The organism is Photobacterium sp., assembly GCF_057456235.1.
In genome coordinates this window covers 158,062-181,486 of record NZ_JBVCPH010000008.1, presented here as the reverse complement: position 1 = coordinate 181,486, position 23,425 = coordinate 158,062, and the positions used below count along the sequence as shown (strand labels likewise).

The 23,425-nt window shown below is 42.9% G+C and carries 17 protein-coding genes; 11 read left to right on the top strand and 6 right to left on the bottom strand.

All coding sequences use genetic code 11. The annotated features are described in order from the left end of the window. Positions 1-24 precede the first annotated feature (24 nt). The gene (locus AC2204_RS11480; protein WP_318925629.1) at positions 25-1,230 is read right to left on the bottom strand and encodes a transporter substrate-binding domain-containing protein; all 1,206 of its coding nucleotides are present in this window, start codon (positions 1,228-1,230) and stop codon (positions 25-27) included. Between the two features lie 480 nt (positions 1,231-1,710). On the opposite strand from AC2204_RS11480, the gene AC2204_RS11475 reads away from it, so the two are divergent. Then, positions 1,711-2,421, top strand: coding sequence for a hypothetical protein (locus AC2204_RS11475; protein WP_318925628.1), 711 nt, complete (start codon positions 1,711-1,713; stop codon positions 2,419-2,421). Positions 2,422-2,565: 144 nt separating this feature from the next. On the opposite strand, the gene AC2204_RS11470 is transcribed toward AC2204_RS11475, so the two are convergent. Beyond that, the gene (locus AC2204_RS11470; RefSeq protein ID WP_318925627.1) at positions 2,566-3,348 is read right to left on the bottom strand and encodes a PHP-associated domain-containing protein; all 783 of its coding nucleotides are present in this window, start codon (positions 3,346-3,348) and stop codon (positions 2,566-2,568) included. A gap of 569 nt (positions 3,349-3,917) precedes the next feature. Next, entirely contained in the window at positions 3,918-5,207 is a 1,290-nt protein-coding gene (locus AC2204_RS11465; RefSeq protein WP_318925626.1) for a DEAD/DEAH box helicase, read from the bottom strand. A 946-nt stretch (positions 5,208-6,153) separates the two neighbouring features. On the opposite strand from AC2204_RS11465, the gene AC2204_RS11460 reads away from it, so the two are divergent. From AC2204_RS11460 to AC2204_RS11420, 9 genes are all read left to right on the top strand, one after another. Then, positions 6,154-7,128, top strand: a complete 975-nt coding sequence (locus tag AC2204_RS11460) for an autoinducer 2 ABC transporter substrate-binding protein (RefSeq protein ID WP_318925625.1) — start codon at positions 6,154-6,156, stop codon at positions 7,126-7,128. A gap of 60 nt (positions 7,129-7,188) precedes the next feature. Further along, positions 7,189-8,682, top strand: a complete 1,494-nt coding sequence (locus AC2204_RS11455; protein ID WP_318925624.1) for a sugar ABC transporter ATP-binding protein — start codon at positions 7,189-7,191, stop codon at positions 8,680-8,682. Continuing rightward, the gene (locus AC2204_RS11450) at positions 8,675-9,673 is read left to right on the top strand and encodes an ABC transporter permease (protein WP_318925623.1); all 999 of its coding nucleotides are present in this window, start codon (positions 8,675-8,677) and stop codon (positions 9,671-9,673) included. The genes AC2204_RS11455 and AC2204_RS11450 overlap by 8 nt, the downstream gene beginning before the upstream one ends. Continuing rightward, on the top strand, positions 9,673-10,632 hold the full coding sequence (locus AC2204_RS11445; RefSeq protein WP_318925622.1) for an ABC transporter permease: 960 nt from the start codon (positions 9,673-9,675) through the stop codon (positions 10,630-10,632). Before AC2204_RS11450 ends, AC2204_RS11445 begins: the two co-directional genes overlap by 1 nt. A 13-nt stretch (positions 10,633-10,645) precedes the next feature. Next, a complete protein-coding gene (locus tag AC2204_RS11440) occupies positions 10,646-12,280 on the top strand; it encodes an FGGY-family carbohydrate kinase (protein ID WP_318925621.1) in 1,635 nt (544 codons plus the stop codon). A gap of 298 nt (positions 12,281-12,578) precedes the next feature. Further along, the gene (gene modA, locus AC2204_RS11435; RefSeq protein ID WP_318925620.1) at positions 12,579-13,358 is read left to right on the top strand and encodes a molybdate ABC transporter substrate-binding protein; all 780 of its coding nucleotides are present in this window, start codon (positions 12,579-12,581) and stop codon (positions 13,356-13,358) included. After that, positions 13,358-14,044 (top strand): molybdate ABC transporter permease subunit, encoded by a 687-nt coding sequence (gene modB, locus AC2204_RS11430; RefSeq protein WP_318925619.1) that lies wholly within the window; start codon positions 13,358-13,360, stop codon positions 14,042-14,044. Before modA ends, modB begins: the two co-directional genes overlap by 1 nt. Beyond that, positions 14,044-15,159, top strand: a complete 1,116-nt coding sequence (gene modC / locus AC2204_RS11425) for a molybdenum ABC transporter ATP-binding protein ModC (RefSeq protein WP_318925618.1) — start codon at positions 14,044-14,046, stop codon at positions 15,157-15,159. The genes modB and modC overlap by 1 nt, the downstream gene beginning before the upstream one ends. Positions 15,160-15,736: 577 nt before the next feature. After that, positions 15,737-16,378 carry a CAP domain-containing protein gene (locus AC2204_RS11420; protein WP_318925617.1) on the top strand — a complete coding sequence of 214 codons (642 nt, stop codon included), beginning with the start codon at positions 15,737-15,739 and terminating at the stop codon, positions 16,376-16,378. A gap of 66 nt (positions 16,379-16,444) precedes the next feature. On the opposite strand, the gene AC2204_RS11415 is transcribed toward AC2204_RS11420, so the two are convergent. From AC2204_RS11415 to malT, 3 genes are all read right to left on the bottom strand, one after another. Next, on the bottom strand, positions 16,445-16,714 hold the full coding sequence (locus tag AC2204_RS11415) for a D-fructose-6-phosphate amidotransferase (protein ID WP_318925616.1): 270 nt from the start codon (positions 16,712-16,714) through the stop codon (positions 16,445-16,447). A gap of 212 nt (positions 16,715-16,926) precedes the next feature. Beyond that, a complete protein-coding gene (locus tag AC2204_RS11410; RefSeq protein WP_318925615.1) occupies positions 16,927-17,601 on the bottom strand; it encodes a DUF4336 domain-containing protein in 675 nt (224 codons plus the stop codon). Between the two features lie 51 nt (positions 17,602-17,652). Further along, entirely contained in the window at positions 17,653-20,361 is a 2,709-nt protein-coding gene (gene malT, locus AC2204_RS11405; protein WP_318925614.1) for an HTH-type transcriptional regulator MalT, read from the bottom strand. 481 nt (positions 20,362-20,842) lie between these two features. Here malT and AC2204_RS11400 point away from each other — a divergent pair, with 481 nt between their 5' ends. Further along, the gene (locus AC2204_RS11400; RefSeq protein ID WP_318925613.1) at positions 20,843-23,305 is read left to right on the top strand and encodes a glycogen/starch/alpha-glucan phosphorylase; all 2,463 of its coding nucleotides are present in this window, start codon (positions 20,843-20,845) and stop codon (positions 23,303-23,305) included. The last annotated feature ends 120 nt before the right edge of the window (positions 23,306-23,425 follow it).

Below are 23,425 nucleotides of genomic sequence, written 5' to 3'. Positions count from 1 at the left end.
CCCTCCTAGTTCTCGGTCGCAGAATTAACGGATAGGCGGAGCGTACTGAATGCCACCATCTTGCCATAGCGCGTTTACTCCGCGTTTCATTTCAAACGGTGAGTGTACGCCTACCGTACGTTCGAAACTCTCACTGTAGTTACCGACTTGTTTGATAATACGGTAACCCCAGTCGTCACTCAGTCCCAATCCTTTGCCTTTAGGCCCGTCTAGACCAATGAGGTGACGGATATTCGGGTCATTAGAGTTCTTCATATCATCAACACTGATTGATGATACACCTAGCTCTTCCGCCGCCAGCATGGTGTAGAGCGTCCATCTGATAATGTTGAACCACTGATCATCGCCTTGGCGGACGACCGGGCCTAACGGCTCTTTAGAGATAATTTCAGGTAAGACAACGGCACCAGCAGGATCCTCTAAGCTCTGACGAAGCGCATAGAGGGCTGACTGATCGGTTGTCAGAACATCACAACGACTGGCATCAAAGCCTTCAACGGCTTGCGCCTCTGTATCATACATGACTGGCGTATATTTCATTTCACGAAAACGGAAATATTCGGCGAGGTTGAGTTCTGTCGTGGTGCCAGATTGGACACAAATTGTTGCGCCATCAAGCTCTGTTGCACTATATACACCAAGGTTCTTTTTAATCATAAAACCCTGGCCATCGTAGTAATTAACACCAGTAAAACGGACTCCCAAAGCGGTATCGCGATGCATTGTCCAGGTGGTATTACGCGCTAGCAGGTCAACGTCTCCTGATTGAAGAGCGGTAAAGCGTTCTTCCGTTGTTAGCGGGATATATTTTACTTTTGTTTTATCGCCAACGGTTGCAGCTGCAACCGCTTGACAAAATTCAACATCCAGTCCTTCCCACTCGCCTTTTGCATTCGGGTTAGAGAATCCCGGTAGCCCGTTGCTGACCCCGCATTCAACGTAGCCTAGCTTTTGGACTTTTTCTAAGGTTTGATATTTATCGGTACTGGGATTTGTCGCTGTCAGTTGTTTTTCGAGGCTGGCAATTTTGTCTTGCAATGGTTTGATAACATCTGGATCAGACGTCTTTGCTACAGGGAGTTCTGATTGCTTCATTTGTTGCTCAAGTGTTTGGATTTTTGCTTCGAGTGATTTGATGAGTTCTTTGTCCTGAACGTTGGTTTTATCACAGCCGGAGAGAATTAATGCTAGGGTCGATATTACGAAAGAGAATTTTATCGTTTGCTTCATCGTTACGTCCTGCCATTTTTATAGAAATAAGAGAGACCAAAAATATTTGATTTTTTATAAAGAGCATCGATGTAATAAAGGTATATTATCCGTATCCATATTGAGTATAGGAACAGATTGCAATTCTTCTAGTAATTGGTGGGTAAGAGAACAATAGTTCGGGAATCGGCTTTAATTAAACCAATCACTTAGAATCAAATACATCGAGGTCGGGAGAAAATTAAAGGTAATAATCGACATTCGGCAATGTTCCAGTCAGTCCGCTTCCATGTCAAATGTACTCGAAAAAACGACTCATTCCTCTGTACATTTTCCTCGAATTGAGCTGGTAGAGAGCACTCTGAATTCAGCATCCAGAAGTCACTTGGCTATAGGTGTGATTTCTTTGCGGTGGAAACAAGTTCAACCATTGCTTGCCAAGTCTATGGGGCATGCTAGTTTTAATAGTAGTCTATCAACGACATGCCGGAGAAAAACAAAATGAGTGAAACCAAACAGGCATTATGGGAGCTAGAATACCGACTTGAACACCATCCCGAGATTTTTAAGAAAATTAACTATGCCCAGTTAATTGAGCTAGGTAAGAAAATAAACCAAGGTGTTAGCAAAAAAATAGATGTTCCTGATCTTACTCCAGCTGACATAAAAACGACTGTCGATGCCTTTAAGGGGTGTCTGGAGTTGGCTGTGATTGTAAAGGAGTCAGAAATCGCCACCATTCTACTTGAGCAATCAAAAAATATCACAAAAGTCCTCGAAGGCTACTCTATACCGGAAATTGATGCGCAAATTATTACAAAAGATGAGATCAAAGAGCTTGTGGCATTAGCTGAATCAAATGATTTAATGGAAATGCTATTAGGTATAAATAAAAATAGTCTCAATGAGAAGAAGTTAGAATCATATTTAAAAATTAGTGTTGATGATCCGGGTACAACTCCGGATGAAAACACCCTGACGCCTGACGAACGTAATCGAAGACTGACGGCACTCATAATAATGAATAAAGCGGTATCAGGCGGCCTGCTGAGCTGTGGAAATATTGGCTTGGGCGCGCTTTCTGGCATTCTTTCCACTATACCAACGTTGACAAATCCAACTTTTCCACTGATTCCAGGTTTAATTACTTCTACCTATACCGGCATAAACGGAATACTATCAGCCATTAACGACCTGAATAACCTGCCATAAGAGAGAAATCTTTCAACACCATGGCTGTGATAAAAAGAGCACGTTCATCGTGCTCTTTAAAGGACGTCCATACCCAGTAAACAATTAAGCTCTCATCAGCCAGAATCCTGCATTTGGAAGTGACTTCGGTCTATTTATCGGAGATTAATTCGACTGAGTTGTGATATTTGGATTTTTTCCCTGATTCAGAATACAGAAGGTGTTGTCTTTAAGTGCAGATTCAAGCGCGGTGAGGGATGGGATGTCCATTTTTACCCAAGTAAAACTAGTTCCTAAATCCATTATGGAATGAGCATCAGAACCACGCACTACGGCGATGTGAGAAGCCGCTTTTTTCAACTCTGGATGGACGGTATCGAGATGAGACGTATTAAGGAACTGCGCGGCATCAATGAGATTGAGTGATTTTTGTATCTCGGGGTTAACATTTCGAACATTTTCCAGCAGACCTTTTGACCCCTCGATATGAGCAGGGATTGCCAGCCCACCGGCCTGCTTGACGTCTGCGATAACGGTTTCAATTGACTCGATAGTCGATGTTCGCTCGGGATCGCCAAAATCATCGACAATGCCGCATGCGCCAAGTAGCGTTGTGATGTGGTTTGAATCTACGCTTGGATCAAAAAGTGCCAGCAAGTGGGTATGACTGTTTCCGGTTGATACCGTGATCTCACATCCTGGAAAAATATGCAGAGGCCGGTACCATGGTTCTGACTTGTCCAGGGTGATGTATGTTTCTTTCAGCTGGTTAATCCAACAGCCTGAGTTATGGTCGGTGACGGCCACACAGTCTATATCGGCTTGCATTACAGCTTTTAGCCACTCCGCTTCATTAGGAATTTCTTGATCAAGATAATCAATAGAGGCTGGGGTATGAGTATGAAAATCAAATTTGTACCACTGACTTCCAATAGCCGATTGAGGCATTAAGGCCATTCCTTATTAAGTTCACCAAAATTGGCTGACTAATTTTAAAAGTATATTGGCGTTCATTTTATGATCGTTATCGCATATTCCCATTTAGGCGGTGTCTATTTCAGTGTTGACTATCTCATGGCGATAAGTAAAACAATCATGACAACAATCGTGTATGCGGGCTGCCTTTTAAGTTTCCGTATCGATTTTCGATGCATTCACTCACCGACAATCCCTTTTCAGATAATTCACATGCGGATTCACAAGCTTGAAGCCGAGAATTGATGTTTTAAAATTGTAAGACTGTCACGCGGTGGGGGCAGGGTAGGAAAATGCCAAAAGGTTTATTTGCCATACTTTATCTTAATGCTACTGACAAAGCTGTGGCACTCAAGGCTAGACGAGATTGTTGTCATACTCGGCTAACCTTGAGTGATTGCAATGCAATGAAATCAATAACACGATGATTATTTGACTAATGGATTAATAGTCATGATTCAATAAATCTTACAGTTTTTGACCTGATATAGTAATGATCGTCATTGAACGTGTAGGTTCTTGTTGATTTCCCGTTTCTTAGGTTAAAAATCTCTCAACCAGATATCTTTATGCTCAGACATTTTATTTTTACGCTTTTTCTTACCGCAGCCTTCAGGTTTTGCCATCGGTTTATTTGACGCTAAAATCGCGTCACTGATAGTTTCATCGACTTCAAAACCCACCACTTGCTCACGTTCAAGTCTGATCTTGTTCTTCTTTTCGATGATGTTGAAGTGATGGTAATCATCATAATCAATAAGCGATAATGCTAAACCTACTTCACCGGCACGGCCACTTCGGCCAATACGGTGCATGTAATCTGATGGACTTCTTGGTAAATCAAAATTGATTACCACTGGCAATTTTTCGATGTCTAGACCACGAGCAGCAATATCTGTCGCAATTAACACTTCTATCTCGCCTGATTTAAAAGCATCAAGCACGCGAGTACGAGCACCTTGCCCTTTATTACCATGAAATACTTCTGCGGAAATACCCCGTTTAGAGAGTTTGTCAGCTAAGTGCTCACAGCTATTTTTTGCATTGACGAAAATCAGTGCTTGTCGCCACTGATGTTGCTTGATTAAATGCGCTAACAAGGCTGTTTTTCCACCCTTATTAACGGTAAAAACGCGCTGTACCAGGGTACTGGTATCAGTGCTCTGCAATTGTATTTCAACAGGGTCGTTAAGCAACTCTTGAGTTAAAGCCTGTACTTGCTCAGGAAAAGTCGCTGAAAATAATAACGTTTGAGTTTGCTTTGGCAATAAACTCAGCAGTGCTGATAGTTCATCAGTAAAACCAAGACTTAACATACGATCAGCTTCATCAAGCACTAAGGTTTTAACCTTATCTAGCTTAATGGCATTACTTGAAATTAAGTCGAGTAATCGACCAGGTGTTGCCACCAAAATGTCGGTACCGCCACGTAATGCAAGCATTTGAGTATTCGCGGATACACCACCAAAAACAGCAACCGTTTTAATCGTGCCGTTAAAGTGCACGGCATAAGACTTAATGTTGTCAGAAACTTGTTTTGCCAATTCACGCGTTGGCACTAAAATCAGCCCGGTAACATAGTTGCCTTTACTGCTTTTGCTATTCAATGGCTTTTCAGCGTGTAATTGCTGCAGCATAGGCAGAGCAAAGGCGGCCGTTTTACCTGAGCCTGTATTTGCCCCTGCAATTAAATCACGCCCTGCTAATACACTTGGGATAACTTGTGCTTGAATAGGCGTTGGCTGTTGATATTCAAGTTCAGTTAATCGAGCTAACAAGGGTTGAATAAGGCCAAGTTCAGTAAAGTTGTCTGGAGTTGTGACAGTAGTCATTAGTATAAAGGGCTCAAAGCTAAAATAATCGCCGGTATTTTAACGTATTTATGCCCCGTTAAGTAGATTAATGAAGGCTATATTTCCTTTAGTTGTTACAGTTAAATTAGACAGACAATAGCTAAGTGATATGTCAGGCCGAGAGCATAAGTTGATTTTTTGTTAAAAACGTAAATTACCATCAATTTATAGAGCGGTTATACGGTTAAATTCCAAAAAATTACCGGTATTTTTGGTTGCTGATGTACATATTTCATATCGATGAGTTGGTTTGATTTAGCTTTGGATGAAAACTAAGTATTCATGATCTCACCCTGATTCTTAGAGCTACCCACAGCCTTTAATGCGGGCATCACTGAGGTCGATGAAACTTTATTTCAACACTAATAGTAAGGCTAAAGAAAGTTGACACGCAAGTCGGAAAATGCGGAATGAAAGTACTTGCCAGTTTACGTCGGATAAAATTTAAATGGCTTACTTTACCTTAGTTTTAGAACAGCTGTAATAAAATAACATAGTGGCTAATTAGTTTTAATTTCCAGAGTATAGCGTTTCTTTTTATCCTGACTTGTCATCACATTTACCTTTGGCAGTAATGAAAAACGACATTAAAAAAGTAGAACTAGATCTTGTTTAGTAACTTACTGTTTAATAAACAGTATTTACATTCTATTGATAGCTCTGCTTTTTGTATTTACATCAGAGTTATTGTTATTTTTTTGCTTTATTATTGTAAGGTCATTGTTTTATTTTCGATATTAAAGTTTGTTTAAATTACGCATTACTTTTAAAGCAACAATTTTTTAACGTTGCGATATCCGCACCGTTACACGAATGTGTCCCCGTCACATATTGTAATACTCTTCCAGTTTGTCCTTGTTTAATCCCCTATATTCATCTCATCAAATCTCCAATGCTCTACACATATAATAAAGGATTGATAACGATGAAAAAGGTTTTGTTCAATGTTGCTGCTCTTACACTGGCTCTTGCTACTGCTGGTGTTCAGGCAAAAGACTATGAAATTGTGAACGTCGTGAAAGTATCAGGTATCCCTTGGTTTAACCAAATGAACAAGGGTATTGAGCAGGCTGCTACTGATTTTGGTGTTAATGCCCGTCAGTTAGGTCCATCTACTCCCGATCCCGCACAGCAGGTGAAGATCATTGAGGATCTGATTGCTAAAGGTGTGGACGCTATAACGGTTGTTCCTAATGATGTAACGGTATTAGAACCCGTATTTAAGAAAGCGCGTGAGAAGGGCATTATTGTACTTACTCACGAATCACCAGATGGCCACAGCGCCGACTGGGATATCGAAACCATTGATAATCAAGCTTATGCGAAAGCGACAATGGATGAACTTGCGAAAAATATGGGCAAGAAAGGTGGTTATGCCGTTTATGTTGGTTCATTAACCGTCCCACTGCATAATAACTGGGCAAATCTAGCGATTGATTACCAAAAAATGGCTTACCCAGACATGTATGAAGTGACAAGCCGTATGCCTGTTGCTGAAAGTATTGATGCTTCGTATGCTGCAACGAATGACTTAATGAAAGCACACCCAGACATGACGGGTATTGTTTCTTATGGATCACTCGGTGCCATTGGTGCAGGTGAGGCCATTAAGAAGAAACGCGCTAAAAACAAAATGAGTACTGTGGGCATTATGATGCCAAGCCAAGCGGCACCGTACTTGATGCGTGGCGAGATTGATAAAGGCTTCTTATGGAATCCCGCCGATGCAGGTTATGCGATGGTTGCCGTAGCGAAACAAATGCTGGACGGCCAAAAAGTGGTTGATGGTGTGACTGTTGATAATCTTGGTGTTGCAGAGATTGATCAAGAAAAGCGTGTGATTAAATTTAATAAAATCCTTGTAGTAGACAAGTCAAACGCTCGTGACCTAGGTTTCTGATCACATTATTAATATTTTGTTCAGGGCAGTGCAATACTGCCCTTTAGCTGGAAATCCATCATGTCAAACGAAGCATTTATTACCTTAAAGCGTGTATCCAAGCATTTTGGTTCCGTTAAGGCCCTTGATGGCATCAACTTAACTTTCAATAAAGGTGAAGTGCATTGCTTAGCAGGGAAAAATGGTTGTGGAAAAAGTACCTTGTTCAAAGTGATCTCTGGGGTACATGCACCTGAAAAAGGTGCAGAGATTGTACTTGATGGGAAAACCTATTCCCGCTTGAACCCGCAGCAATCTATAGAACATGGGATTCAGGTTATCTATCAAGATCTATCTTTATTTCCTAATCTTACTGTCGCTGAAAATATTGCCGTGCAAGATCATATGGCATGGACGAAAGGCGTAGTTAAGCACGCACGTTTAGATGCGATAGCCAAGGCTGCGATGGATAAAGTGGGGGTATCACTTCCTTTAACAAAACGAGTAGAGCAACTTTCTATTGCAGAGTGCCAGTTGGTCGCTATTTGTCGTGCAATGGCGTCTGATGCCAAGCTTGTCATTATGGATGAACCGACGGCTTCTCTGACTCGAACAGAAGTAAATAGCTTAATTCAGGTGGTTGCGGATTTAAAGTCTAAAGGTATTACTGTTGTGTTTGTTAGTCACAAGCTGGATGAGGTCATGGAGATTTCTGATCGAATTACGGTTATTCGTGACGGCAAAACCATTGGCACGTATCCAGCAGAAGAAATGAATAGTGATGAACTGGCGTTCTTAATGACAGGGCAACGTTTTGAGTATTCTCCGCTAGGCGAATATAAACAGCAGGGAGATGTGAAATTAGAGGTCACTAACCTGACTAAAAAAGGTCAGTTTAATGATATTAATCTTCAAGTGCGTGCTGGTGAAATTGTTTCTATAACAGGGTTGTTAGGTTCTGGTCGTACTGAGTTATGTTTGGCTTTATTTGGTATGACTCGACCAGATAGCGGTCAAATGAAGGTTAATGGCAAACGTGTTGAATTTAGTTCTAACAGAGAAGCGATTGCTCATGGCATTGGTTATGTCTCGGAAGACAGAATGAGCACTGGGTTAGTTATGGAACAATCCATACAAGACAACACTACAGCGACAGTTCTGTCTCGATTGAAAAAGCCGAATGGTTTTCTTGATCATGCAAAAGCGACAAACTTAGTGAAAAGACTCATATCTTCTTTATCAATTAAAGTTGCTGATCCTATGTTACCAGTGACCAGTTTGTCGGGCGGTAATGCTCAACGGATTTCTATTGCTAAGTGGATTGCGGCTGAGCCTGATGTGTTGATTCTCGACTCTCCAACAGTGGGTGTTGATATTGCGAACAAAGAAAGCATTTATCAGATAGCGAAAGATCTCGCTTTAAAGGGGATGGCTATCATCATGGTGAGCGATGAAATCCCTGAAGTGTTTTATAACAGCCATCGCGTGATTGTAATGAAAGATGGAAAGTTCTCTCATGACTTCCATCCAATAACATCTTCAGAAAAAGAAATCATGGAGGCCGTCAATGCGTGATCGTATGCGTTTTCGTTGGGATGCTTTAATAAAGCGTCATGAATTTTATCTAGCGGCCCTTATTGGTTTAATGGTTATTGGGTTAGGAATAAGCTCTGAAGATTTTTTAACGCTGGGCAATATTTTCGATATGTCGGTGAGCTCTGCCATTCTAGGCATCATGGCTTGTGGACTTTATGTTGTTTTGATTGCAGGCGGTATTGATATTTCATTTCCAGCCACTGCCGCAATAGCACAGTACGTTATGGCGACCTATGTATTGTCTATTGGAGGCAACTTCTTTATTGCTTTTTTGATTGCCGCTGCTGTAGGTATGCTGCTTGGCCTTATCAATGCCGTATTGGTATATAAGCTGAAAGTACCTGCTATCATCATTACGATTTCAACACTCAATTTATTTTTTGGATTGCTGATTTACTTTAGCAATGGTGCTTGGTTATACGGTTTCCCTGATTGGTTTATGGATGGGGTTGAGTGGTTCACCTTTGTGGGTAGCGACGGATACGACTATGGCTTATCTCTTCCAATTATAACGCTTGTCGCTGTTGTTTTATTTACATCATTTTTGATGTCGAAAACACGCTTAGGTCGTCAGATATATGCGATGGGCGGTAATGCAGATGCAGCAAGCCGGATTGGTATTAATTTATTTGGTATTCACCTGTTTGTTTACGGCTACATGGGGGCATTAGCGGGAATTGCATCAGTGGTGCAAACCCAAATTACACAGTCAGTTGCACCGAATTCATTAATGGGCTTTGAACTTACGGTTTTGGCTGCTGTGGTATTAGGTGGAACGAGCATGACAGGGGGGAAAGGCACGCTTATGGGAGTTGTTCTTGGTGTGGCGCTGTTAGCCATTATGAAGAACGGATTAACATTGCTAGGTGTTCCTTCTTATTGGCATGCGGTTGTCACCGGTCTCATTATTGTATTCAGTATCAGTATGACTGCTCTGAATGAAAAAAAACAAGCGTTGCAGGGGGCGTAATGGATCAGGTATTGAATGCATTAAAGCTACCAACGGATAGAAACATCCGTTATTTATTAGTTATTTTAATCAGTATTATGGTCATCATGGCTGTCGCAAGCGGTGATACATTCTTCTCGGTGGCAAATTTACAGTCCATGTCATCACAAATGCCATTATTGGGAATGCTAGCGCTTGCGATGGCGGTATGCATGCTTACTGGAGGGATTAATCTCTCCATTATTGCAACGACCAATGCGTGCAGTTTAGTTATGGCAAGCATTATCACGATGGCACCCGATAATGGAATGGTACTGTTGTTTGCACTGGTGGCGGGTTTAGTTACTGCGGTTGTTATTGGTTTACTTAACGGTGCTTTAATTGCTTATGTCGGGGTTTCCCCAATATTAGCAACACTCGGAATGATGACATTAATTAATGGCCTAAACGTTTTGATTTCTGGTGGCAGTGTTATGTCAGGCTTTCCAGAATCATTATTAGTCATCGGTAATGGTGCAGTATTGGGTATTCCAATGCCACTTATCCTCTTCGTATTTTTCGCTATTGGTTTATGGGGGTTACTTGAGCACACCAGCCTTGGCCGTACTATCTACTTGATGGGCTCGAACGAGAAGGCTGCTCAATTCTCTGGTATCAATACACAAAAAGCCGTGCTTTATGTGTATGCGATTTCATCGATTCTTTGTTGGGTTGCCGCACTGGTTATGATGGCAAAATTCAACTCGGCCAAAGCAGGCTATGGGGAGTCCTACTTATTGATAGCCATTTTAGCATCAGTATTAGGGGGGATTAATCCAGATGGTGGTTTTGGTCGAATTATTGGTATTGGCCTGGCATTGATTGTATTACAAACGTTAGAAAGCGGTCTGAATTTATTAGGCGTCAGCAGCTATTTAACGATGGCTCTTTGGGGTGGCATTTTAATTCTATTCATTACCCTACAAAAACGTAAAGCTTAGTGGAGAGAGCAAGATGAGTATTTATTTTATTGGCGTTGACGTTGGTAGTGGCAGCGCACGAGCTGGTGTTTTCGATGCCTCAGGTCGAAAAGTCGGTGAAGCGAAGCGTGATACACAGATGTTTAAACCCCGTGCTGATTTTATCGAACAGTCGTCTGAAAACATTTGGCAAAGTGTCTGTATGGCGGTCAAAGATGCAGTTTCGCAAGCAAACATTGATCCGATTCAAGTAAAAGGTATCGGCTTTGATGCAACCTGTTCATTGGTTGTTTTAGATAAAAAAGGCCAACCATTAACGGTTAGCCCTACAGGTCGAAGTGAACAAAATATCATTATGTGGATGGATCACCGAGCCATTGCACAAGCAGAACGTATTAATACAACAGAACATCCGGTATTGGCATATGTGGGAAATCGTATCTCACCTGAAATGCAAACCCCGAAGTTACTTTGGCTGAAGCAAAATATGCCAAATACTTGGTCTCAAGCTAAATATTTTTTTGATTTACCTGACTTTTTAACATGGAAAGCAACGTTTGATGATAGCCGTTCTCTTTGCTCTACCGTGTGTAAATGGACATACTTAGGCCATGAAGATAAGTGGGATACACACTTTTTTGAACGCATTGGGTTAGATGATTTACTTGCTGATGGTGCAAAGTCTATTGGTAATGTTATTAAGCCAATGGGAGAGCCTGTTGGGCAAGGTTTAACGGCACACGCCGCTGATGATTTAGGTTTAATACGCGGTACACCTGTTGGTACGTCGATTATTGATGCTCATGCTGGTGGTATTGGTGTTCTGGGGGCCGCTGGTATGGCTGGCGAGACTGCCGATTTTAATAAGCGTTTGGCATTAATAGGCGGAACCTCATCTTGTCATATGGCTGCATCAAAGACTGCGCGTTTCATCGATGGTGTATGGGGTGCTTACTATGGGGCAATGATCCCGAATCATTGGTTAAATGAAGGTGGTCAATCTGCTACAGGCGCGTTAATTGACCATATCATTACGTCGAACCCTTTATATGGACAACTAAAAGCACAAGCAACGAAAGATGGAACAACGGTTTATCAAATACTGAATGATCATTTATTGAAACTCGCGGGCACTAAAGAAGATATTGCGTTTCTAACTAAAGACATTCATGTATTGCCATATTTTCATGGTAACCGTTCTCCACGAGCCAATCCAAATCTTACCGGTACGATTACCGGACTAAAAATGTCGAAAACACTCGATGATATGGCTCTGGCTTACCTAGCGACAATTCAGGCTATTGCGTTAGGAACAAGGCATATCATTGAAGTAATGAATCAGTCGGGATACGAGATTGATACCATTATGGGTTGTGGAGGTGGAACAAAGAATACGATTTTTGTTCAAGAGCATGCCAATGCAACAGGCTGTTTAATGTTATTACCAGAAGAAAGCGAAGCAGTATTGCTTGGCTCTGCAATGCTAGGTTCAGTCGCGTCAGGTTTTTATACTGATATTCCAGATGCAATGAATGCAATGAGTCGTATTGGAAAAGCTGTAACACCACAAACAGACAGAATTAAGCGTTTCTATGATATGAAGTATCAAATCTTCCATCAGATGTATGAAGATGAGATGAAGTACAAACAGCTGATGTCTGAGTTCTAAAACACGACTATCATCATGATGTTCGAGCCTTTGATGTGCAATACATTAAGGGCTTGAATTTAAAAAGTATTCTTTGTTGGGGCTGATGTTTTAGCTCAAAGCAAGACTGAGCTATTCGATAAACACCTCTAATCAGGTGGCCAAATTCAGTATGCCACTACAGAGGCGTTCTTCCGGCATTCGGTGTCGATTTCCGGTGTATTGCCTTTTTCTCGCTAATTTTTGCATTCGTTAATCATTTTCTTTACTCGATATATACTTTACTATATATCGATATTTCAATGGTAAGGATAAAGTGATGGGATCGAGTAAGAAGTTTGCCTCGTTAGTTGTTTCAGTCGTCTGTCTGGCGACATCGGTAGCACCAACTTATGCAAGTGAAAAAGTCACGGTGTTCGCCGCTTCTTCTCTGACTAATGCGATATCCGAGGTGGCTGGGTTGTATAAAGAAACAGCAGGGATTGATACAACGTTGTCTTTTGCTTCTTCTTCAACCCTGGCAAGACAAATTGCACAAGGAGCACCGGCAGACATCTACCTTTCTGCGAACAATAAATGGATGGATTATGTGTCTCAGCAGAAAATGATAGAGCCTGAATCACGCCAATCACTGTTAACTAACTCACTGGTATTGGTGGCGCCTAAGTTTTATTCCGAGGACAAAATTGAAGTGACTGCCGGCTGGGATCTCAGTCAGGCTCTTCAAGGTACGCGTTTAGCGGTCGGTGATCCGGCACATGTTCCTGCCGGACGTTATGCTAAAGAATCATTACAGACTTTGGGGTTGTGGCAACAAGCTGAGCCGCTGTTAGCAAGGGCGAATAATGTTCGTTCCGCATTAGTGCTGGTAGAAAGAGGGGAAGCGATGCTTGGGATGGTCTATAAAACAGATGCCTTAATCTCTAAACAGGTGAAGCTGGTTGCAAAGATACCGGCTACCAGCCATCAACCGATTGAATATCCTATTGCAATTGTCAATGGAATGTCACGCCCAGAGGTTAAAGACTTCTATCAGTTCTTACAATCAGAGCAAGCGCTAGCTGTCTTTACAAAATACGGTTTCGGGGTACACCAATAGTGCTAACCGATTATGAACTACAGGCGCTGCTGCTTAGCCTGAAAATCGCGAGTGTGGCCGTGATTTTTAGCCTGCCAGTTGGCATTTTATGCGCTTGGTTGTTGGCTCGATGTCAGTTTGTTGGCAAGTCATTTCTTGATGGTTTAGTGCACCTTCCCTTAGTGTTGCCGCCGGTTGTTATTGGCTATTTGTTGCTGCTCGCAATGGGGCGCCAGGGTTTTATGGGGAAGTGGCTATATGAATGGTTTGGGCTGACGTTCAGCTTTAGCTGGCGTGGGGCTGCACTGGCAGTCGCTCTTGTGTCATTTCCGTTAATGGTGCGATCGATTCGTTTGGCGCTGGAAGGCGTTGATCGTAAATTAGAGCAGGCAGCGCGGACACTGGGTGCTGGCCCATTGAAGGTTTTTTTCACAATAACACTGCCATTAACCCTTCCTGGTATTCTTACGGGGACGATTCTGGCCTTTGCCCGTGCATTGGGCGAATTTGGCGCGACCATTACTTTTGTGTCGAATATCCCTGGAGAAACGCAAACAATACCTCTTGCGATGTTTTCTTTTATCGAAACACCGGGGGCGGAGAGTGAAGCTGCACGATTGTGTGTGATCGCGATAGTGATAGCGCTAATGTCGCTGATGGTCTCTGAATGGCTGACACGAATTGCCCGTAAGCGTTTGGAGGCTTAATGTTGACCAAAAACGGTATGTTAACCGTAGGTAATGTGTTGAAAATCAACATAAAGCAGCAGCTTGGTGAGCTGTTGATGGATCTTGCTCTCGATTTGCCGATGAAGGGGATCACCTCGGTATTTGGTCGTTCCGGGGCTGGTAAAACTTCTCTTATTAACGTATTGAGTGGATTGAGTCAGCCTGACGAAGGATACATCGCACTTGGAGATCGAGTATTATACGACAGCGAGAAAAGGATATATTTACCGCCCGAACAGCGTCGTATTGGTTATGTTTTTCAGGATGCTCGTTTATTTCCCCATTATACCGTGCTTGGAAATCTACACTATGGTTGCCGGCATAAAGACCAGCAGCATTTTGATGATGTTGTGGCGCTATTGGGAATTGAGCATCTATTAAAGCGCTATCCGTCATCGTTGTCTGGTGGTGAAAGGCAGCGTGTTGCGATTGGCCGGGCGTTGCTGACAAAACCAGATATGCTGCTGATGGATGAGCCTTTAGCTTCGCTGGATCAGCCGCGCAAGCAAGAGTTGATGCCTTATCTGGAAAAATTGGCGAAAGAAGTGAATATTCCGATCCTCTATGTCACCCATAGTTTGGATGAGATATTGCGTCTGGCTGATCATATGGTCATGATCAATCAGGGAAAGTTGGTGGTGTCTGGACACGTTAATAGCGTATGGGGATCACCTGAAATGCGCCCTTGGTTGCCATCGAAAGAACAAAGTTCGCTTATTAGTGCCCGGGTTAGCGTCAGTCATCCGCAATATGCATTAACCCAAGTTATGCTAAGCCATAATACTTACTTGTGGGTGAGTCGATTACCACATCAAAGGGGAGAATGGATAAGGGTGCGTATTCACTCTAATGATATATCGTTAACAAAATCCAAACCACTGCAAACCAGTATCCGTAATATCTTATCGGCACGAATCGAGAAGATCCTTCATGTTCAGGAAGAGCAAAAAGTAGAAATTAAGTTGCAAGTCGGTGACACGCATTTATGGGCCAATATTACACTCTGGGCTGCTGACGAGTTAAATCTGAAGGTCGGTGATGAAGTCTACGCACAAATCAAAGGCGTAAGTGTGACTAAAGATGATTTAGTTTAGCTCATAAAAAAATAAACCCAAATGACCAACAGTTCGCGTCTTTAAGTCGTTTGGGTAGATAAGGCGAGGAATATAGAATACTTGTGAAATAACAAGGTTTTTACTTGTGTTTGTAATTGTAAACATAGACGATTAAAATGTGTTTTCTATTATTACCGTTTAATGCATTTACTCTCTGCGATTAATTTTCAGTATTATAAATCCTGTTGGTTTAATGTCATTTTTAGCTATTTATTCGATGGCTGTTTTTACTAGTTTTTATCGTTAAAAATACAGATCCATAAAATCACAAGGTGATTTCACGGGGTGTAAAGCCAATGAATTCAAGCTTATATGAGCCTTTTTATCCTGATTGTTATCTGCTTGTGTCAGACTTTTGTCAATTCTTGTTATTTTTGATTTCGGGCTGTTGAAATATGAGATCAATTACGCGTATATTAACCGTTCCTTTATATCTTTGACTGAAAATACGATTAAAAATTAATCTCGGTTCATCAAGATGATTTTTAACAGTATTTAAATTCTTAAAATGTTTATTGATATTAAATAGATAAGTCCAATTACATTGGAAGTGCTCATGCGATTATTCTCATTATTATTTGTTTCTATATTTTTTATTTCCGGATGTGGTTCTGGTGGTGGCTCCGACCGCGACTCTAATTCAGGCGGCGACATTTCAAATTCCAGTGATTTAAATGGATCCCCGTCAACCTCGGATAAGGATAATGGCAGTGTTCAAGATCAGGATGCTTCTGGCTCTGGGGATTCAGGTATGGGGTCTGATTCAACACCAATTACCGGTTTTGAGCAAGAAATGCTGACAGCGGTTAACGCAGCACGGGCTACCGGATATGACTGTGGCGGAACCTTTATGCAAGCTGTCGGGGCGTTGACTTGGGATGCTGATCTTGAGCAAGCTGCGTTTGTGCACTCTAGCAATATGGCGAACTATAACTTCTTCAGTCATACAGGCCAGGATGGCTTGATTGTAGGTGACCGTGTAATAAATCAAGGTTATAGCTGGCGTGCAGTCGGTGAAAATATTGCTGCAGGTCAGAAAGATGTTAACGCTGTAATGACGGGTTGGTTAAACAGCCCAGGCCACTGCAAAAATATTATGAGTGCTAACTTCACGCAGATGGGCGCATCATTCGTGATGAACTCGGACACTCAGTATGGCATTTACTGGACTCAGGTATTTGCTGATCCGAGAAGTTGATTTTATTGACTATTGCCAGAGCAGTACTCGAGTGTAACTGCTCTGTTTCTGACTATAGATAACAAATTACTGTTTTTTTGCTATCTGGAGATGATATTGCTCTGTTTCGCTAATCCAGCTCGGCCGATTAATAACTTTAGCCAAAACAAACGAGGGTAACACACAAAGCAGCAGTGGAATCGACTCATAAAGATAGGTTGCGGCTAAAACATCTTCATGATGGAGATTATTAAGCAGTGCCAGAAAATCAAAAATTACGCCTAGCATCGTTAACACCGAAAATATGATAAGAGTTATCCCGAGAAGATCACGAAAATAAATCTTGGCGGCATTCATTTTTTGTTACTCCCTATATCAAGCGTCTGAAATAGCAAATTTTTACGCTATTTTATTATTTAAGATAAATGAAATTGTTATGCATTTTCATCTCAGATTAAGAGATGAGCTGTAAATGTAACTTTCGTTTTAAGATTAAATATACGCTTCATTCCGAGGAGTATTTTGACTTACATCACACAAATGAGGTTGGTTGGGTATATGTCGCCTTGCTATACCCAGTCAAAAGCGTTGCAAAATATTTCTTTTCCATCTTTACGTATCACTCTGCCATGCGCCAGTATAATGCGGTCAAAAGGCCAGGTCAGAATTTCTTGCAGCGATTGACGGAGACGGGTTTTGTCTGTGAAAGACAGCCGCCAGTAATAAGGCATGGCAGGCTTTTGGTAGCAGCCGTTAAGCAATGCCAGACCAATGGTGAGTATATTATGGCTGTCAATCATCCATGCTAATGTATCACCGACGATCAGGGTATTAGATTGAGGATCGCAAAAGACAACCTCTTCCATTTTGTCGCTACCGCGTACCAATGTTTGTAATAACTGATGACGCCAGAGCACTGGTGTCTGTGCGCTGAGCGCATCATCAAATACCAGATCTGTTCGTTTGTTTTGCAATCCTGGAGGAGCAAAAAAATAGGCTTCAGGGTAGGCAAGCCACCATTCAGACAGAAATAAGTGGTGGCTCATATTGGGTGTCACAATGGCTTGTATCTGACCGAGCTTGGTTAATTCAAGCTGCAGCTGAGTCGTTAGCTCAACAGGTGAGTGGATCAGTAATTTATTGTTATCTAACCGAATAACAGTCATACGACCGCCGACAGGTATGCCACTCACCTTGAGCGGCATGTCCTGATACCAGATGCGACCTCGACTCCATTCGATCATAGGTTATCCTTAACCTGCTTTTCTTATGTAATTACCCAATGAGTTATGCCATCAAAAGCCCATTAGTTTCAATAAGTTTTCTGCAGTTTCTATTGCCTGCTGCCGATTCGCAATATTCAGTTTCTGGTACAAATTACGGATATGGGTCTTGATCGTGGTGGAAGCCACATCTAACTCCGATGCAATTTGTTCGTTACTGAAACCGGCATAAATTAGCCCCAGCACCTGCCATTCTCGTTGTGTCAGCGGACTGGTTCTGATCAATTCCGGGATATTTGGCAAGTTCAGCAATTTTTCAACAAAATCTTCATCGAAATGCACTGAGCGTGTACGCTCCTTGCTGGTCATTTCGCGCAGTAATTGTTGTGCACGATGAAGTTCCAGTTCACTCAGTTGTTTTGTATCAACCAGTTCTTGGAGCAAATCGCAGATTTCATTGGCATTACACAAGAAATTTCCGATCATGCCTGTACTGTTAGTCAGAATTAATGCTTCTTTCAGGTGGTTGAGCGCTTCTTCTCGCTGCCCCTGCATTTTACTGAGTACAGCTTCCAGTACCAAGTTTCGGTTTCTGTCTGTGACGAGGTTATGCTCTTCACTTCCTTCCTTAAGTATGGCCAACACTTCTTGTGCTTGCTCAAGATTATTGACTATCAGGCAGGCACGGGCGATGTTACGCCATTGAAGTTGCTGGAAGTGGTTACAGGTTCCCTCTGGGCGCTCGGCTTGTTTCAGCCAGTCAGCGATTTTGTCATTTTCGCCTTTGGCTTGCCAGTAAAGCAAGTTAGCGAAATCGGCATTGGCTTTCCAGTCAATGTGGTAAACCGAACGCTTCATCAAGCTGTTACAGAGCTCTAAATAACGTGCCGCTTTGTCTAATTCGCCACGGGTCACGGCAATTTTTGCCAGCATGGAGTAAGCATGTAACGACTTAGTATCATCGAAAGGCGCAAGTACTTCTAAGCTTTTATGTGCACATTCTTCAGCTTCATCCAACCGGTTCCAGCACCATAGAATTTGTGCACGCAGGCGGAGAAGAAATTCATGCAGCGGCACCTGTTGCAAGTGCTGCTCTTTTACCAATTTGTATGCCTGATCAAGTAATTCGAAGGCAGACTGCACATAACCTTGAGCAACCAGAATTTCGCTTTGCTGAAGCAGCGCCCACAGTGCCTGATGATAAACATGGTACTGACGTGCCATTTTTTCAGTTTGTTGCATCATCGGTAACGCACGGCTCAGATTGCCTAAACAGTGGTGTACTTCACCCACCACCGAAGTGGCAACAATACGGCTGCGGTAAGTCGTCGATGGTAATTGCCCTAAGGCTTGTTCTGATAAAACCAAGGCTTCTTCCGGCTTGCTTTGGTTGATCGCGACCTGAGCACGAAGCGCATTGAACTCCCCCTGAAGCGCATCATCTAATGCCAGGTCACGCTGATGCATTTCGGTTTCAGATTCTGCAATTAGTTCGCCGACATCGTTGTAGCGATGCTGACTCTGTGCAAGCCATGCGCGTAATAACGTCAGGCGAGGTACACTGAATAATTTGTCTTTACTCAATGCCGCAATCGAATCTTCCAGCAGCTTTAACTCGCCATGGTGAAACATATTCCAGCCATGATTGGTGAGGATCTCTATGGTTAGATCTTCATTTTTACTCTTCAAGGCATGGACCAATGCTTGTTGTGGGCAGTTTTGCTTCAACCAGGCCTTGGCGGCACAAGTATGTAATTCTGAATGCTGTTGAGGTATCTGCGAATAACGTTGGTGACGCAAGAATTCAGCAAAAAGGTTATGGAAACGGTACCAGTTATCAGCACCTTCTAGGGTATTGAGGAACAGACCAAAACGGTTGAGTGATTCCAGCAAGGCCAAAGCATCGCTACGCCCGGTTAGATCAGCGACGAGTTCTGCATTGAACATGTCGAGTACAGAACATTGCAGTAAGAATTGCTGTATTTCTCGATCAAGTTGATCGAAGACTTCTTCTGCCAGGTAATCCCATAGATGGCCACGGTTGAAACTGGCCATAGAAAGAGCCGATTCTGCCAGGTTATTAGGTACTTGCTGGGCGTGAAGTGCGATTAACTGTAATGCTGATGGCCAGCCTTCGACCTGCTCTCGCAAGGAATTAAGAACGGTACTTTCGACGTTTTCTGCAATACGCTTATGGAAAAATCGCTCGGTCTCTTCCTGATCGAAAGCCAGTAACGTGTTATCAACCTCGATGAGAAGATCACGAACACGAAGATTAGCGGTGCCGAGAGGGGGCTGACTTCGGCTGGTTACCACTAGGGTCAGGTTGTCGGGCATGTGCTTAACGAAGAAACGCATGCCTTCATGAATGTCGTCGTTGTTAATGACATGGTAATCATCAAGAACTAAGTAGGTCTGCTCGTGATAATCCGTCAACTCACCAAACAGTTCACTGAACAGAGTTGCCAGGCAGGCGAACTGGCGGCGCTCTGCCATTGCCTGGGTTTTTAAACACGCGCTGTTTGTTGCCTTGTTGATGGATTGCAGGAAGTAATTTGCAAACCTGAAGGTATCGTTATCGCTCTCGTCGATATTGAACCAACCAGTATGAGGATGCTCGTTCAGCCACTGAGCAGCCATCGTGGTTTTTCCGTAACCGGCAGGAGAACGAAACAGTACAAGACGATAAAAAGGTGCTTGGTCGAGGCTTTCCAGCAAACGCGGGCGAAGAATCGCATTATGAAGGCGTGCTGGTTTAGTCAGTTTCGATGGTATCCACATAGTCTTGTTATCTTTTGTAAGGTTTCAAAATCCAATTTGATTTCTGGTAAATCGTGTACCAGGAATAGGTCATCTTCATGGCGGTCATGTCGCAAAGAAATATAATGATGGACGAAATTACTTTCACATCATTTGACCTTGCCCATAACTTTACCTTTCTAAGCCGATGAAAAGGTATATCTATCGTATCTCCCCCCCAAAATTATGAGCCAGCTCACAGATATACCATCGGAAAATAAAAGTTAAGCTCGCGGTTGCACATGAGTTGTACATTCAGAAATGTGAGTTATGTTGCATGTATGATGGTCTGAACTTTTTTCTCCGCCCTGAAACTACGGGCAATGTCACAAAAAATGCGGGGTTTCATTACCTACGCCCCTCTGACTCATCCCTCATCCTCCAAGGAGCGGGAGGATGTTTTTAAAGGTAGATACAGGCAGCATAGATACCAGTTGGAATAATCCCAGAGAGAGAAAGAACCATGACTACACGTGGTCAGACACAACAATTTGATAAAGCGGCTTTTAAAGCGGCAGTACAAAAACACTTAGTTACTACCTATGCACAAACCGCAGAAACCGCAGACACACGTAGCTGGTATCTTGCTGTTGGCCGTGCATTGGCAGAAATCAGTACCGGTAGCTTGCTTGAAACAGAAAAGTTTGTCGCCGAAAGCAATGCACGTAGTGTTAACTACCTTTCACTTGAATTCTTAATCGGTCGTCTTACCGGTAACAACCTAATCAGCATGGGCCTCTATGAAGAGGTGAGCGGTGCGGTAGAAGAGCTTGGTCTGAACTTATCCGACCTGCTGGAAGAAGAGCGGGATCCTGCTTTAGGTAATGGTGGTCTAGGCCGTCTGGCTGCTTGTTTCATGGATTCACTAGCCGCTCAAGAATATCCTGCTGTAGGTTACGGCCTGCACTATGAGTACGGTTTGTTCCGTCAGTCTTTTGAAAATGGTCGTCAGGTGGAAGCACCGGATGCATGGCGTGGCATTGAAGGTTACCCTTGGGAAATTCTTCGCCCTGAATTGAACCAGAATGTTGGTCTATATGGTCGTGTTGAATCATATATCAATGAAAAAGGTGAGAGCAGCCGTCGTTGGGTGCCAGCAATGACTGTTGAAGGTGTTGCCTGGGATCTTCCTTTAATTGGTTATGATAATAAGAGCGTATATCCACTACGTTTGTGGGAATGTCGTTCACCTGCGCCATTCAATCTGGCTCGTTTTAACGATGGTGACTACGTTGGTGCTCAGTACAGTCAGTTAGAAGCGGGTAACGTGACGAAAGTGCTTTATCCGAATGATAATCATGACCAAGGTAAAGCACTACGTCTGATGCAACAGTACTTCCACTGTGCATGTTCAGTTGCAGATATTCTGCGTCGTCATTTCGCGGCAGGTCACAAAATTGAAGATTTTGCGAAGCTTGAAGCGATTCAGCTAAATGATACCCACCCGACTATCGCTATTCCTGAGCTAATGCGCATTCTTCTTGATGAGCACAATCTTGATTGGGATGCGGCATGGGCAATATGTTCTAAGACGTTTGCTTATACTAACCACACCTTGCTTCCAGAGGCCCTGGAAACGTGGAGCGAAGCGCTTATTTCAGAGATGCTTCCGCGCCACATGGAAATCATCTTCGAAATTAACCATCGCTTTATGAGCTTGGTTGAAGAGAAATGGCCTGGTAACAATGAAATCAAGCGCAAGCTTTCAATCATTGAAGAAGGCCCGCAGCGCATGGTACGCATGGCTAACCTTTGCGTAGTGAGCACCTATGCCGTCAATGGTGTAGCAGCCCTTCACTCTGAGCTGGTTAAGCGTGATCTGTTCCCTGAATTTCATGAGTTATTCCCAGGGCGTCTCCATAATGTAACCAATGGTGTTACCCCGCGTCGCTGGGTGAAATACTGTAACCCTGGCCTGTCTGCACTGATTAGCGAAAAAGTGGGTGATGACTGGCCGAAAAAGCTGGAAAAAATCGCCGGGCTGGAAAAATTCGCTGACGATAAAGCTTTCCAGAAGCGTTACATGGCAGTGAAGAAAGAAAACAAACAGCGCTTGGCTGACTGGGTTGAAGATAATATGGGTATCGAGCTAGATACTGATGCAATCTTTGATATCCAAATCAAGCGACTGCACGAATACAAGCGTCAGCACCTGAATCTGATTCATATTCTGTCGCTGTATCACCGTCTGATCAATGATCCGACATTCGATATGCACCCGCGCGTATTCTTCTTTGGCGCAAAAGCAGCACCTGGCTATGCACTTGCTAAAGATATTATCTTCGCAATCAATAAAGTGGCTGAGAAGGTGAATAATGATCCTCGTCTTGGTGGCAAGCTGAAGGTTGTGTTTATTCCTGATTATCGCGTAAGTCTTGCAGAAATCCTGTTCCCGGCTGCCGATGTTTCTGAGCAGATCTCGACTGCAGGTAAAGAAGCATCAGGTACCGGTAACATGAAGTTTGCCCTAAATGGTGCCTTAACGATCGGTACGATGGATGGTGCAAACGTTGAGATGCGTGAAGAAGTGGGGGATGACAATATCTTCATCTTCGGACTACTCGTTGATGAAGTACAAAAACTACTGGAAGAGGGTTACGACCCTTACCGTTACTATCATGCTGATAGTCTACTGCGTGCATCACTGGATCTGTTGGATACTGATGAGTTCACACCAGGCAAGCCTGGCCAGCTGGCGGCAATTCGTCATAACTTGCTGGACGGTGGGGATCCGTACCTTGTATTAGCAGACTTTGCCGATTATGCGAAGACTCACGAGAAAATTGATGCCGAATACCGAGACCAGGAAAACTGGGCGCGTAAGGCAATTCTTAACACTGCTTTGATGAGCAAATTTAGTTCAGACCGCAGTATCCGTGATTATGCAAACAATATCTGGAACTTAAAACCAGTTTCAAAGAAGTAAGCGTAGCGCGTTAATACCACTTGTTTGTTAACTCTTTTTGCTAGTTAGCAATCTAATTGAGTTAACACATAGCTGGTTATTAATATTCATTATAGATATCAGCAAAAACTAACATCGTAG

What these genes read in the sequence shown, in the direction of transcription:
- AC2204_RS11480 (WP_318925629.1), bottom strand. Translation starts at nt 1,230, where the DNA reads ATGAAGCAAACGATAAAATTCTCTTTCGTAATATCGACCCTAGCATTA.
- AC2204_RS11475 (WP_318925628.1), top strand. Translation starts at nt 1,711, where the DNA reads ATGAGTGAAACCAAACAGGCATTATGGGAGCTAGAATACCGACTTGAA.
- AC2204_RS11470 (WP_318925627.1), bottom strand. Translation starts at nt 3,348, where the DNA reads ATGCCTCAATCGGCTATTGGAAGTCAGTGGTACAAATTTGATTTTCAT.
- AC2204_RS11465 (WP_318925626.1), bottom strand. Translation starts at nt 5,207, where the DNA reads ATGACTACTGTCACAACTCCAGACAACTTTACTGAACTTGGCCTTATT.
- AC2204_RS11460 (WP_318925625.1), top strand. Translation starts at nt 6,154, where the DNA reads ATGAAAAAGGTTTTGTTCAATGTTGCTGCTCTTACACTGGCTCTTGCT.
- AC2204_RS11455 (WP_318925624.1), top strand. Translation starts at nt 7,189, where the DNA reads ATGTCAAACGAAGCATTTATTACCTTAAAGCGTGTATCCAAGCATTTT.
- AC2204_RS11450 (WP_318925623.1), top strand. Translation starts at nt 8,675, where the DNA reads ATGCGTGATCGTATGCGTTTTCGTTGGGATGCTTTAATAAAGCGTCAT.
- AC2204_RS11445 (WP_318925622.1), top strand. Translation starts at nt 9,673, where the DNA reads ATGGATCAGGTATTGAATGCATTAAAGCTACCAACGGATAGAAACATC.
- AC2204_RS11440 (WP_318925621.1), top strand. Translation starts at nt 10,646, where the DNA reads ATGAGTATTTATTTTATTGGCGTTGACGTTGGTAGTGGCAGCGCACGA.
- modA (WP_318925620.1), top strand. Translation starts at nt 12,579, where the DNA reads ATGGGATCGAGTAAGAAGTTTGCCTCGTTAGTTGTTTCAGTCGTCTGT.
- modC (WP_318925618.1), top strand. Translation starts at nt 14,044, where the DNA reads ATGTTGACCAAAAACGGTATGTTAACCGTAGGTAATGTGTTGAAAATC.
- AC2204_RS11420 (WP_318925617.1), top strand. Translation starts at nt 15,737, where the DNA reads ATGCGATTATTCTCATTATTATTTGTTTCTATATTTTTTATTTCCGGA.
- AC2204_RS11415 (WP_318925616.1), bottom strand. Translation starts at nt 16,714, where the DNA reads ATGAATGCCGCCAAGATTTATTTTCGTGATCTTCTCGGGATAACTCTT.
- AC2204_RS11410 (WP_318925615.1), bottom strand. Translation starts at nt 17,601, where the DNA reads ATGATCGAATGGAGTCGAGGTCGCATCTGGTATCAGGACATGCCGCTC.
- malT (WP_318925614.1), bottom strand. Translation starts at nt 20,361, where the DNA reads ATGTGGATACCATCGAAACTGACTAAACCAGCACGCCTTCATAATGCG.
- AC2204_RS11400 (WP_318925613.1), top strand. Translation starts at nt 20,843, where the DNA reads ATGACTACACGTGGTCAGACACAACAATTTGATAAAGCGGCTTTTAAA.